Below are 12258 nucleotides of genomic sequence, written 5' to 3'. Positions count from 1 at the left end.
GCAGCCCGGGGGCTCCCGGCGCGGCCTGCGGGGGCGGGAGCACCCCCGAGGCTCCCGGCGGAGACGGGAGCGCGCGGACCGCGTCGGCCACCGACCGCCCGGGGACGCCTCGCGCCGCGGGCGGGACGGGAGCGCGCGGGCGGGGTGCCCCGGGGGCCGGCGGACGGGCCGTGTCGGACACGGCCCGTCCGCCGTTCCCGGCGGTCGGTGGGCGACGCGGTCCGTTCGGATCAGGGCCGCGGCGCGAGGTCCGGCTCGGCCTGCGGCTCCGGAACCGCAGGCGGCGCGGGCGGCCCCGGCTCCGCCGCCCCGGGCAGGGCCGTCTGCGCCACGAACGCGCCGACCAGCACCAGCGCGCCGCCGAACAGCGGGGGGACGCCGAGGTGTTCGCCCAGCAGGAACCAGGCGAGCACCGCGCCGACCACGGCCTCCACGCAGGAGACGACCGCGGCGACCTGCGGGCTGAGGCGCCGCACCGCCACCACCCCGGTCAGGTAGGAGACGACCGTGCACACCAGCACGATCCAGCCGACCAGCAGGATGCCGGGGACGTCCGCGTCGCCGAGCGGCACCTGGTGGGCCAGGGAGGTCCAGGCGATGTCCCACGGGCGCGCGACCAGGGTGAGCGCCGCGGTGCCGATCAGCAGCGCGTGCGCGACCACCGCGACCGGGTCCGGTGCTCCCCCGTCCTCGGCGTCGTCCCCGTGCCGGTCGGCCGATCCGTCGCCGGCGCCGTCACCGGCCCGGTCGGCGAACCCGTCCTCGGCCCGGTCGGTGAACCGGTCGTCGGGCCGGTGGCCGGGCCGGTCGTCGAACCCGCTCGGGAAGCTGTCACCCGGCGCGTCCGCGAACCCGTCGGCGGCGAACCCGTCGGCGGCGAGGCCGCCGGGGTCCGCGGGCACGGACGCGCCGTCCTGGGCGCCGTGGTCGGCCAGCACGAAGTAGGCGACCTGGCAGCAGGCCGCGCCGAACGAGCAGAGCAGGCCGACCGGTGCGAAGGCGAGCCCGGACCAGATCCGGACCACCAGGCACATGCCGCCGACCGCGAGCACCACCCCGACGACCGCGGCACGGCTCACCTTCCGCCGCTGCACGAACCGCACCCAGCCCAGCAGCAGCGCGGGCCCCAGGTACTCCACGAGGATCGCGATGCCGACGGGTATCCGGGAGATCGCCAGGTAGTACAGCGCCTGGACGCCCACGATGCCGAGCAGCCCGAAGCCGATCACCAGCCCCGGCCGGCGCAGCGGCAGCCGCCGGTGCCGCAGCGCGACCGGCAGCAGCACCAGCGCCGCGCCGGCCACCCGCATCCAGACGACGTGCAGCGGCTCGAACCCGGCCTCGATGAGGGGCTTCGCCGCCACCCCCGACCCGCCGAAGGCCACCGCCGACAGCAGGGCGAGCCCGACCCCGCTGCTCCGCACCTGAGTTGACGACATCCGGACATGATGGCAGTCCGCGACAGCAGCGTCATCTCGGGCACCGGCGGCGGCCGCGCCGCCGGCCCCGGAAGCCGGTCCGGGAGCGGGTCCGGGAGCCGATCCGGAAGGCGTTCGTCCGGACCGTGCTGGTCACGGCCACAGCAGTGTCCGCGACCACCCCCGGCCCCCCGGCTGCCGCCCGTACCGCACCCGGACGTGGAAGCGCGCCGGGTCGGCCTGCCAGAACTCGGCCTCGTCCGCCCGGAGCCGGTAGAGCGTGTGCGTGGCCGGCACCCGGTCCGGCTCGGCGGCGACGAGGTCGCGCGCGACCCGCAGCGCCTCCACGTACCGCGCGGCGGAGTCCAGCGGCGCGCTCGGCGGACCGGCGAACGCCGCCGCCCGGGCGTGCTCGCCGCGGCCGAGGAAGTCCCTCGCGGTGGCGTCGGGGCCGAGCACGACGACCGGCCCCGCCATCCGGATCTGACGGCCGAGGGCGGGCCAGTACCAGGTGAGCGCCGCGCGGGGGTTGGCCGCCAGGTCGCGGCCCTTGCGGGTACGGGAGTCCGACGCGAAGTCGTAGGCGCAACCGGCCGAGTCGATGCCGCGCAGGATCAGCACGCGGGCGCTGGGCGTGCCGTCGGGGGCGGCGGTGCTGAGCGTCATGACCTGCGGCTCGGGCACCCCGGCGTCGATCGCCGCGGCCAGCCACTCGGCGAACAACGGCCCGGGGGCGTCCGGTACCCGCTCCGGGTCGAGGTGCGGCAGCGGTCCGGCGAGCACCGGTACGGCCCGGGTCCGCGCGAGCAACGCCTCGTCCTCGCGCCGCCCCGCGTCCTGCCCACTCCCCGAGCCGGCGTCCCGAGCGCCCACCGGGCCCGCCTCCGGGCCCTCCGCCGCGTGCCGGCCGTCGCCGCCGTCCGTCCGCCCGTCCATGCCGTGCCCCTTCCGCCGTGCCGCTCTCGCCGCTCTCCGGACAGCGTCCATCACACACCGCCCCGCCGTGGACGGCGGGTTGCCCCGCCCGCGGACCGCCCGGCGCCGCCGCGGGTGCCTCGCCCGGCGCTCCCCCACGGCCGGTCCGGGCCCCGGCACCGTAAACGATTCCGTGCCCACGGTCCGTCCGGCACCCGTATTCACAGATCGTCAGGACTGTACGCAGGGCGTTGTCGTGCCGCACCCTTACGGGAGCGCTTTCCTGTCCGAACTCGCGCAGAACGGCTACCTCGTGAACATCCGTGAACTCGCCCGCCGCAGCGGGGTGTCGACCGCCACCGTCTCGCGGGCGCTCAACGACCGCGCCGAGGTGAGCGAGGCCACCCGCGCCCGGATACGCCGGCTGGCCACGGAGTTGGGATACGCGCCCAACGAGCCCGCCCGCACGCTGGTCCGCCGCCGCTCGGACACCATCGGGCTGATCTGGGACAGCGGACAGGAGGCGCAGGGCCTGCACAACCCCTTCCTGCTCGGGCTGCTCAGCGCGGTGCGCACCGCGCTGTCGGAGGCCGACTACCACCTGATGCTGCTCACCACCGCGGGCGACGACGACCCCGACGGGGCGTACCTCCAGGCGGTCCAGCGGCACAACCTGGAGGGCGTGATCGTGCTGACCACTCCCCCCGACGACCGGTGCCTGCGCGCGCTGGCCGCCTCCACGGTGCCCTGCGCGGGCATCGACACCGCGTTCACCGGCCCGCGCACGGTACGGGTCAGCTCCGACAACGCGGCGGGCGCGGCCGCGGCCGTGCAGCACCTGTACGAGCTGGGGCACCGCCGGATCGCCACCGTCACCGGCCCGCTGCACCTGCCGCCGGCGGCCGAGCGGCTGACCGGCTACCGGCGGGCGTGCGAGCGGCTGAAGCTCCCCGTGCCCGACGCGTACGTGGTCGAGGGCGACTTCTTCCTGGCCAGCGGCGAGGCCGCGGCGCGCGGGCTGCTCGACCTCCCGGAGCCGCCGACCGCGATCTTCGCGGCGGGTGACCAGATGGCGATCGGCGCGCTGCACGCGGCGGCGGACGCCGGGCTGTCGGTGCCGCGGGACCTGGCGGTGGTCGGCTTCGACGACATCGACGCGGCGGCGCTGGTCCGTCCGGCCCTCACCACGGTCGCGCAGGACCAGCGCGCGCTGGGCGAGGCCGCGGTCGCGGCCCTGCGCGGCCTGCTGGACGCCGATCCAGGGCGGCCGGCGGACCTCGTGCACGCGTACATCGTGCCGACCCGGTTGCTGGTCCGAGGGTCGAGCCGGGTGTAGTCCGGGCGTCGAACCGGGCGGAGTCCCAGGGTCGAGCCGGGTGGAGCGGGCGCGGCGTCCGGCCCACCGCCCGGGGTGTGCGGACGCCCGTCATGGGAGAGGCCGCCGCGGCCGCCCGTCGTCATGTGGGCGGCCGCGGCGGCCTGGTCGGTGCGGCCGGTTCCGGCGCCGGGCGCGGTGCCCGCCGGCGGACCGGCCGCGTGGCGCCGACGGAGCCGGCGCCATCGCGGGTACTACTTCTCGACGTCCTCGTCGGCGAGGATCAGGTACAGCTTCTTCCGCGCGTCGTTCACCACGGTCAGCGCCCTGTCGCGCTGCTCCGGGGTACCCGTCGCCCAGACCTGGCGGAACGCCTCGATCAGCCCTCCGCCGGCCCTCCTGATCTCGTTGAGCGCGTCCCAGTCGACGCCGCGACCGGCGTCCTCCCAGGGCGCGTCGGGGCCGGCCTCGGCCTCCGCCCGACCGGTGTCCGTGAGCGTGAACAGCTTCTTGCCGCCCTCGCTCTCGCTGCCGATCAGGCCCTCGTCCTCCAGCAGTTGCAGCGTCGGGTAGACCGAGCCGGGGCTCGGCCGCCACGCGCCGCCGCTGCGCTCGGCGATCTCCTGGATCATCTCGTAGCCGTGCATGGGACGGTCGGTGAGCAGCGCCAGGATCGACGCGCGCACGTCGCCCCGCCGGGCGCGTCCGCGCGGTCCGCCGCGCCCGCGGCCGCCGGGCCCGAACGGCCCGCCGCCGAAGGGCGGCCCGAACGGCCCGAACGCCGCCCGCGACCCCTCTCGCTCGCCCCACCCGCGATGTCCGGGTCCGCGGTTTCCGTGACCATGTGCATGTCCTTGGGAACGCATGATGTCGCTCCTTCCATCGTTGATCGTACGCGACAGCTCAACGATATATCGGAACCCATCGCCTGGCAAGCCCCTCCGGAAACCGCCGCCGTCCGGTCGCCGTGGTCCTTGATCGCCCCCACCGCGCTTCGGCGGCACCGCTGCACGACCGCCGCGGGGACGCCGTGGTCCCGGTCCCGCCCGGCCGTCGGGCGGGACCGGGTCGATCGGGGTGGACCCCTTCCCGCGGAACCATGAAGGTGGCCCCATGACCGCTTCGCCGCCACCGGCCGTCCGTGCCTTCTTCCTCGTCAACGAGGGCCTCGCCTTCCTGCTGGAGGTGGTGGCGCTCGGCCTGTTGGCCTGGTGGGGCTCCACCCGTGGCCTCGGCTGGGCGGGGTCCCTGGCCCTCGCGGTGGCCGCACCGCTCGGCGCCGCCGTGCTCTGGGGGATGTTCGCGATTCCGTACGCTGCCCAGCTCGGGGTGAAGGCGGGGGTGTTCGGCGCCGCCGCCTTGGCGCTGCTCGTGCTCGGGCACCGGTCGCCGTTCCTCTGGTTCACCGTGGCCGTCGTCCTCAACACCGCCCTGGCCTCGTACCACCGCACACGTTCCCGACGTGCCGGTGACCGCCTGACGTAGCGGTGACCTCCTGACGTGGCGAGGCCCCCGGGCGGCACCGGGCGTCGTTCCCATGCCGGGGTCGGATGTCCCGGCGGACCGGGCGCGTCCGAGGAGTACGGTTCGGCTGCGGCTTGACCTCAACCGCGCTTGAGGCGGCAGCCTGGGCCGGTGCCCACTCCCACCCCGCGCCGGGCCCTGCTCCTGCTGCCGCCCGCCTACCGCCCGCTCTTCACGCACCGCCCCGTGCGGCGTCTGCTGGCCGCCCTGGCCGCCTGTGACCTCGGGGACGGCATGAGCATGGTCGCCGTCGCCTGGACGGCCCTGTCGATCGCGCCGACGGGCGACGCCGGGATCCTGCTCGGTGCCGCGGTGGCCGCGTACGCGCTCCCCGGCGCCCTCGGCGCGCTCGTCCTGGCGCCCCGCCTCCGCCGCGTCCCGGCCCGCCGGCTGCTGGCCGCCGACAGTTGCCTGCGCGCGGTCCTGCTGGGCTGCGTGCCCCTGGCCTGGGCGCTGGGGGTGCTGCGCCCCGGCGTCTACGTTGCGCTGCTGGCCGGCTCGTCGCTGCTGCACGCGTGGGGCGGGGCCGGCAAGTACGCGCTGCTCGCGCAGGCGCTGCCGCCGCGGCACCGGCTCGCCGCGAACGCGCTGGTCAGCACGAGCGGCTCGGCCGCCGTGATCGTCGGTCCCGCGCTCGCCGGCTTCCTGGCGGCCGCCGTCGCCCCGGCGTGGATCATCGGCCTGGACGCCCTGTCCTTCGCCTTCCTGGCCGTGCAGACGGGCCGGCTCGGCGTGGCCGTCCGGCACGGCGACGACCATGACACCCCTGGCTCCGCGACACCGCCCCACCCGGTCCCCGCGCAGGTGCCCGCACAGACCACGGCGGCACCGGCCGACCCGAACCCCACGACACCCCCCGACCCGGGCCCGGCGGAGGTGCCCGCGCAGAACACGGTGGCTCCGGCCCTGCCCGACAGCGCGGCGGCGACCGTCGGGCGTCCGGGACCGGCGCCGGCCTCCGCCCTGTCCCCGGCCCCGACCACGGCCACGACCCCGGGACCGGAACCGGAACCGGGCACCGGACCCGACACGGCCGGCAGGGCCGGTTCGACGGGTGCGGCCACCGCGCCCGGGACCGCCGCCCCTGCCCCGGCGGCCACTGTGACGGAACCCGCCGGAGAGCACCGCGCGGTGGGCCGACGGCTGCTCGCCGGCCAGCCCGAACTGCTCGGCATCCTCGCCCTGACCTGGTTCTTCAACTTCCTCTACGGCCCGGTCGAAGTCGCGCTGCCCCTGCACGTCACCGACGACCTGCACGCCGGCGCGCGCCTGCTCGGCCTGTACTGGACGCTCTTCGGGGTGGGTGCCGTCCTCGGCGCTCTGGGCGCCGGTGCGCTGCGCCGGCTCCCGCTGTGGCCGGTCACGCTCGGGATCGTCGCCGGCTGGGGCGTGGCACTCGTGCCCTTCGGCCTGGGCGCGCCGGCGTCGGTCACCCTCGTCTGCTTCGCCGCCGGCGGCCTGATCTACGGGCCCTTCACCGCGCTCTCCTTCACCCTCTTCCAGGACCGCACCCCTGCGGCTCTGCTCACCACGGTGCTGGCCGCCCGCGGCGCGGCCCTCCTCACCGCCGCGCCGGTGGGCACCGCGCTGGGCGGCCCCCTCACCGCCGCGCTCGGACCGCGCCCGGTGCTGGCGGCGTCGGGCCTGGCCACCCTCGCCCTCGCCGCCACGGCGGCCGTCGCGCGCGCGGTCACGGCCGCCCGGGCCGCCGACACGGGCACGGATACGCGCACGGGCATGTGAGGGTTCCGGAGCCGGCTGACGGCGACGCGGCGGGCGACGAGGCCCGTGCATGGGCCCACGCGTGGGGGCCGTGATGGCGGGTCGGGCGGGGACCCTAACCGCCGGCGGCAAGGAGCGTCAGACGGTCGCCGACCGCGACGCGGCCCGGGCGGACGACCTGGGCGTAGACGCCGGCGCAGGGCTGCGGGTCGGAGTCGGCCATCGGCTCCACCCGGTTGTGGGCGGCCGGGACGCGCAGGGCGTGGGTGTCGCGGGGCAGCGGGCCGTGTGCGAGGGTGGGGACCGCGCAGCGCGGGGTGCGGGCGATGACGCGCAGCGTGAGCCGCTCCCCGATCCGCAGGTCGCGCCCGAGCCAGTCGTTCTCGGCGAACCCCGCCCCCGCACCGTCCACGACGATGTTCGGCCGGTAGCGGGCGACGTCCACCGCGCCCAGCGGGCTCAGCTCGCCGATGCGGCGCAGCGTGGCCGACGTGATCAGGTGCAGCGGTGCGAAGTCGAAGAAGGTGCCCTCGGGCGCGGCGCCGCCCAGTCGGCCCACGTCCACGCCGACGGGGGCGCGGATGCCGTGGCGCAGCACCTCGTCGGGGTGGGCCCGGTCGAGTTCCGCCCCGGCCGGCGGGCGGCCGGTCAGCACGACGGGCTGGCCGAGGAGTTCGGAGAGCCGTTCGTCCACGTCGGCGTCGGTGCTCCACAGCGCCTTGCCGTCCGGCGGCACGATCCGCACCGCCGCCGGCGTCGCGTGGGCGCTGAGCGTGAGCAGCCGGCGCCACATCCTCGGGTTCTTCGCGCTGGCGACCTTTCCGCTCTCGCGGTGCACCAGCGCGAGTCCGCGGTCGTGGGGCAGCCCCCGCTCCGTCACCTCGGCGGCGCCCACCTCCTCGCCGAGCATCGACTTCACGGGGTAACGCAGCAACGCCCCCACCACGCAGGGGGATACGGCCTCGTCTCCGGTCACCGTGCAGAGCCTGCCCACGCCGGATTCCCCGGTCAAGCGGGTATCCCCCGCGCGGGCCACCGCGCGGGCACCGTCCCCGCCGCCCCCGGGCCGCATCACCGGTCGCCCCGCGCCACCGGACGGCCCACCCCCGTACGACCGCCCAGCCCGGGCCCGGCCCGCACGCTCTGCACCCGCCGGTCCCCGCACTACGCTGGAAGGAGAGGAGGAGGTGCACCATGCGCAAAGTAGCCGACTGCCGGGACTTCCCGAGCGAGTCCAACTGCACCCTCACCATCTCGGGCGAGGAGGACGAGGTCGTGCGTGCCGCGACCGAGCACGCGGCGTCCGTGCACGGCCACGCCGACACCCCGGAGATGCGCGAGCAGATCCGCGGCATGCTCAAGGACGAGGTTCCGCAGCACGCCTGAAGCGCCCGGCACCGGGCGATCCGTCCGGCCGCCGGCAACCCGCCGCCGCTCCGGGAGGGCGGCGGCGCCGTGTGTACGCCCCCGGGTCCCGCTGCGAGCCCCCGTCCGGCGCGGCGCACGACGCGCGCCGGACCAGCCCTGCCGTGAGCCCGCCCGCCCCACCGGACCAGCCCCGCCGTATGCCCGCCCCCGCCCCCGGGGAGGCCCCCTCCTGCCCGTGGCCCCGATCCCGTAGCCTCGCGGCATGCGCATCCGGATCGTCGACGCCTTCACCGACCGGCCCTTCTCCGGGAACCCCGCGGGCGTCCTGCTGCTCGGGGCGGACGGTTTCCCCGCCGACGGCTGGCTCCAGCAGGTCGCGGCCGAGCTGAACCTCTCCGAGACGGCGTTCGCGCACCCGCTCCCCCCGGGTGACGGCGAGGACGCGCACTGGGCGCTGCGCTGGTTCACCCCGACCACCGAGGTACGGCTGTGCGGGCACGCCACCCTGGCCACCGCGCACGTCCTGCGGACCACCGGCCAGACGCGCGGCACCGTCAGGTTCCGTACGAAGGCGGGGGTGCTGGCGGCGACGACCGCGGGCGACGGCGCCATCGCGCTGGACTTCCCGACCGCGCCGCTCACCCCGGAGCAGGCCCCGCCGGGACTGGCCGCGGCACTCGGCGCCGAGCCGCTGACCGTGCTGGACACCGGCCCGGACTGCGGCGACCTCCTGGTGGAGCTGGCCGACGAGGCGACGGTGCGCGCGCTCACCCCGGACGCGGGAGCCCTCGCCGGGCTGTCCCGGCGCGGGGTGATCGCCACAGCGGCGCCCGCCGACCCGGGGGCGGGCTACGACTTCGTCTCACGCTGCTTCTTCCCCGGCGTCGGCGTCCACGAGGACCCCGTCACCGGCAGCGCGCACACCGCTCTCGCGCCGTTCTGGTCCGCCCGGCTGGGCCGTGCGGCACTGACCGGCTTCCAGGCGTCCGCCCGCGGCGGGCTGGTCGGGACGCGCCTGCGCGGCGACCGGGTCGAGCTGACCGGCACGGCCGTGACGGTAATCGACGGTGAACTGCACGCGGTGCCCTGAAAGGCGGGTTGCCGCAAGGGCCGGCGGACCCCCGTACGCGTGCCGCCCGAGCCGATCCGTCCGGGGGACATCCAGCCGGGAAACGTCCAGCCTGGAAGAGGTCCGCCCCGCCGGCGGGTGCTCAGCCGGTGGGCAGCCAGCCCACCTTCCCCGCGAGCAGCGCGTACCCGACGAAGGCGACCGTGTCGATGAGGGAGTGCGCGGCGACCAGCGGGCCGATCCGGCCCCACCGGCGGTAGAGCAGCACGAACACCACGCCCATCGCCATGTTGCCGACCATGCCGCCGATGCCCTGGTACAGGTGGTACGACCCGCGCAGCACCGCGCTGGCGACGAGCGCGGCGGTCGGTGACCACTTCAACTGGTCGAGCCGGCGCAGCAGGTAGCCGACCACGATGACCTCTTCGAGCACCGCGTTCTGCACGGCGGAGGCGACCAGCACCGGGATGCGCCACCACACGTCCGGCAACGACTCCGGCACCACCGTGAGGTTGAAGCCGGCGGCCCGCGCGCCCAGGTAGAAGGCGAGTCCGGTGCCGCCGATCACCGCCGCGACCAGCGCCCCCCACGCCAGGTCGCGGCGCGGGCGGGTGAGGTCGAAGCCGAGCGCGGGCATCCCGACCCGCTCGCGCGCCAACAGGTGCGCGACCAGCGCGACCGGGGCGAGCGCCGTGGCGATGGCGAAGACCTGCCAGGCCAGGTCGAGCCAGGGGCGGCCGGGGGCCTGCGAGCCGACCAGCGTGGCGGCCTGGTCCTTCAGCGCGCCCGGCCGCGTCACCGACCCGATGAAGCTGATCACCGCGGAGACGCCGCTGGCGCCGAGGGACAGCGCCAGCACGATCAGCGTCTCGCTGCGCAGCGTCCGCTCCTCGAGCAGCGGCTGCGGCCGGCCCGGCTGCCCGGCCTGTGCCTGTACTGGTGCCTGCACGCGGTCCTCCCGTGTCGTCGTGGACACGATACGAAGATCCCGCCCGCCGCCCTACCACCGCACCGCCGCGCCCCCACGCGGCGCCGTTGCGTGTGCCGCGCGAGCCTACGCCACGAAGCTGGGCCGCGGTCCCGCGACCGGGCCGGTCCCCGCGACCTGCCCAGTCCCGCGACCTGCCCGGACGCCGCCCGACGGGTCAGTCCGGGAGCGGCCAGGTGTGCACCGGGGAGCCCTCGGTGGACAGGGCCCGGTAGCGCTGGGTCATCGCGGCGAGCGCCGCACGCCGGTCCAGCCCGCGGCCGAGGTAGTGGTGGAACGTCTCGGCCTGCCAGCGGGCCCCGTTGGTACGGAGGCGGCAGCGCTGCTCGATGATGCCGAGGTAGAGGTCGCGGTCGGCGGGGTCGATGCCCCAGCCGTCGAGCCCGGCCGCGGCCAGCGGCAGCAGCTCGTCGCGGATCAGGTCGGTCGCCGGCACCTGGCTGAGGGCGGTGCCGCGCGGACGCGGCCAGTGCAGCACCGCGTCCACACCGTCACGGCACGCGGCGTCGAAGTTCGCGGCGGCGGCGCCGAAGGGCAGCCGCTGCCAGATCGGCCGGGGCGCCTCGGCGAGCGCGCGGACCAGGCCGTAGTAGAACGCCGCGTTCGCGATCACGTCGGCGACGGTCGGCCCGGCCGGCATCACCCGGTTCTCCACCCGCAGGTGCGGCACGCCGTCGACGACCTGGTAGACCGGGCGGTTCCAGCGGTAGATCGTGCCGTTGTGCAGGGTCAGCTCGCGCAGTTGGGGCACCCCGCCCTCGTCGAGCACCCGCAGCGGATCCTCCGCGTCGCAGATCGGCAGCAGCGAGGGGAAGTAGCGCAGGTTCTCCGCGAACAGGTCCGCCGCGGAGTCGATCCACCGCTCACCGAACCAGGTCAGCGGCCGCACCCCCTGGGCCCGCAGCTCCTGCGGGCGCACGTCGGTGGCCTGCTGGAACAGCAGCGGGCGGGTCTCGCGCCACAGCTCGCGGCCGAACAGGAAGGGCGAGTTCGCGCCGATCGCGACCTGCGGCGCGGACACCACCTGGGCGGCGTTCCACGCCGGGCCGAAGCGGCCCGGGGTGACCTGGAGGTGCATCTGCGTGGAGGTGCAGGCCGCCTCGGGCGCGATCGAGGCGGAGGTGTAGACGAGGTGCTCGACGCCCTCGATGTCCAGGGTGATGTCCTCGCCGCGCATGGCGAGGATCCGGTCGTTGAGCAGGGTGTAGCGGTCGGCCCGGGAGAGGTTCGCCGAGACCAGGTCCTGCGCCTGGAGGGTGGGCAGGATTCCGACCATCACGATGCCCGCGCCGACCTCCCCGGCCATCCGGTCGGCGTAGCCGAGACCGGTGCGCAGTTCCTCGGCGAGCCGGTCGAGGACCCGGCCGGAAAGCGCGTGCGGCGCGATGTTCACTTCAATGTTGAACTGCGCCAGCTCGGTCTGGAAATCTCGGCTCGCGATGCGCTCCAGAACCTCTTCGTTCATCATGCGCGGCAGTCCGTCGGAATCCGCGAGATTCAATTCGATCTCCAGACCCATGAGATTGCGCGGCCGGTCGAAGCGCCGCTCCGCCAGCAGCCTCTCGAGCCCCAGCAGGCACTGCTGGAGCTTGTTCCGGTACATGCGCCGGTCGGCCAGGTCGAACTCCCCGGCCACGACCTTCTCCCCCATCGAAGCGTCCCTCCTCGTGCGGGTCCTCACGGGAGGATGCCCAGCCGGCTGATCGATAACGCCCCCCGGGACCCGGTGTGCACGCTACGCTTGCCGTAGTGACCGGCAGTGGTCATGTACCGGTGGCACATTCGGAGCAGGGACGCGCGTAAAATCCTGATGAATACCACCGTATGTTTCCGGCCGACCGTACGGGGCGCAAATCGGGGGCAACCGTCCGATACCCTGCGGGAATGCCGGCCGGGCAGCCGGGGAGGAAGGCGGATAACCGCCTTGCGGGTAATACCG

General features: G+C 75.8%; 11 protein-coding genes. 5 read left to right on the top strand and 6 right to left on the bottom strand.

Translation table 11 applies throughout. The features are described 5' to 3' along the window. Window positions 1-230 precede the first annotated feature (230 nt). Window positions 231-1439 (bottom strand): EamA family transporter, encoded by a 1209-nt coding sequence (locus tag RVR_RS38185; RefSeq protein WP_237405125.1) that lies wholly within the window; start codon window positions 1437-1439, stop codon window positions 231-233. 132 nt (window positions 1440-1571) lie between these two features. Next, window positions 1572-2354, bottom strand: a complete 783-nt coding sequence (locus RVR_RS33625) for a pyridoxine/pyridoxamine 5'-phosphate oxidase (RefSeq protein ID WP_202237689.1) — start codon at window positions 2352-2354, stop codon at window positions 1572-1574. Between the two features lie 235 nt (window positions 2355-2589). Here RVR_RS33625 and RVR_RS33620 point away from each other — a divergent pair, with 235 nt between their 5' ends. Further along, window positions 2590-3669 carry a LacI family DNA-binding transcriptional regulator gene (locus tag RVR_RS33620; RefSeq protein WP_202237688.1) on the top strand — a complete coding sequence of 360 codons (1080 nt, stop codon included), beginning with the start codon at window positions 2590-2592 and terminating at the stop codon, window positions 3667-3669. 233 nt (window positions 3670-3902) lie between these two features. On the opposite strand, the gene RVR_RS33615 is transcribed toward RVR_RS33620, so the two are convergent. Further along, a complete protein-coding gene (locus RVR_RS33615; RefSeq protein WP_202237687.1) occupies window positions 3903-4514 on the bottom strand; it encodes a PadR family transcriptional regulator in 612 nt (203 codons plus the stop codon). A gap of 247 nt (window positions 4515-4761) precedes the next feature. On the opposite strand from RVR_RS33615, the gene RVR_RS33610 reads away from it, so the two are divergent. Next, window positions 4762-5133 carry a YrdB family protein gene (locus tag RVR_RS33610; RefSeq protein WP_202237686.1) on the top strand — a complete coding sequence of 124 codons (372 nt, stop codon included), beginning with the start codon at window positions 4762-4764 and terminating at the stop codon, window positions 5131-5133. A 150-nt stretch (window positions 5134-5283) separates the two neighbouring features. Continuing rightward, window positions 5284-6915 (top strand): MFS transporter, encoded by a 1632-nt coding sequence (locus RVR_RS38180; protein WP_237405124.1) that lies wholly within the window; start codon window positions 5284-5286, stop codon window positions 6913-6915. 94 nt (window positions 6916-7009) lie between these two features. Here the strand turns inward: RVR_RS38180 and RVR_RS33600 are convergent, their stop codons facing one another. After that, entirely contained in the window at window positions 7010-7870 is an 861-nt protein-coding gene (locus RVR_RS33600) for an MOSC domain-containing protein (protein WP_237405123.1), read from the bottom strand. Between the two features lie 218 nt (window positions 7871-8088). Between RVR_RS33600 and RVR_RS33595 the strand changes: the two genes are divergently transcribed. Then, window positions 8089-8280 carry a DUF1059 domain-containing protein gene (locus RVR_RS33595; protein WP_202237684.1) on the top strand — a complete coding sequence of 64 codons (192 nt, stop codon included), beginning with the start codon at window positions 8089-8091 and terminating at the stop codon, window positions 8278-8280. Window positions 8281-8524: 244 nt separating this feature from the next. Next, window positions 8525-9352 carry a PhzF family phenazine biosynthesis protein gene (locus RVR_RS33590; protein WP_202237683.1) on the top strand — a complete coding sequence of 276 codons (828 nt, stop codon included), beginning with the start codon at window positions 8525-8527 and terminating at the stop codon, window positions 9350-9352. A 121-nt stretch (window positions 9353-9473) separates the two neighbouring features. On the opposite strand, the gene RVR_RS33585 is transcribed toward RVR_RS33590, so the two are convergent. Both RVR_RS33585 and RVR_RS33580 read right to left on the bottom strand, forming a co-directional pair. Further along, window positions 9474-10280: a CPBP family intramembrane glutamic endopeptidase gene (locus tag RVR_RS33585; RefSeq protein WP_202239562.1), complete on the bottom strand. Its 807-nt coding sequence runs from the start codon at window positions 10278-10280 to the stop codon at window positions 9474-9476. Between the two features lie 196 nt (window positions 10281-10476). Beyond that, window positions 10477-11970 carry a glutamate-cysteine ligase family protein gene (locus RVR_RS33580; protein WP_202237682.1) on the bottom strand — a complete coding sequence of 498 codons (1494 nt, stop codon included), beginning with the start codon at window positions 11968-11970 and terminating at the stop codon, window positions 10477-10479. Between the last annotated feature and the right edge of the window lie 288 nt (window positions 11971-12258).

This window comes from Streptomyces sp. SN-593, from assembly GCF_016756395.1.
Taxonomy (GTDB): Bacteria; Actinomycetota; Actinomycetes; order Streptomycetales; family Streptomycetaceae; genus Actinacidiphila; species Actinacidiphila reveromycinica.
This window is presented reverse-complemented; position numbering and strand designations above follow the sequence as displayed.

Bases quoted from the DNA above. Each gene is read 5' to 3' on its own strand.
- RVR_RS38185 (WP_237405125.1), bottom strand. From the start codon at position 1,439: ATGTCGTCAACTCAGGTGCGGAGCAGCGGGGTCGGGCTCGCCCTGCTG.
- RVR_RS33625 (WP_202237689.1), bottom strand. From the start codon at position 2,354: ATGGACGGGCGGACGGACGGCGGCGACGGCCGGCACGCGGCGGAGGGC.
- RVR_RS33615 (WP_202237687.1), bottom strand. From the start codon at position 4,514: ATGCGTTCCCAAGGACATGCACATGGTCACGGAAACCGCGGACCCGGA.
- RVR_RS33610 (WP_202237686.1), top strand. From the start codon at position 4,762: ATGACCGCTTCGCCGCCACCGGCCGTCCGTGCCTTCTTCCTCGTCAAC.
- RVR_RS33595 (WP_202237684.1), top strand. From the start codon at position 8,089: ATGCGCAAAGTAGCCGACTGCCGGGACTTCCCGAGCGAGTCCAACTGC.
- RVR_RS33590 (WP_202237683.1), top strand. From the start codon at position 8,525: ATGCGCATCCGGATCGTCGACGCCTTCACCGACCGGCCCTTCTCCGGG.
- RVR_RS33580 (WP_202237682.1), bottom strand. From the start codon at position 11,970: ATGGGGGAGAAGGTCGTGGCCGGGGAGTTCGACCTGGCCGACCGGCGC.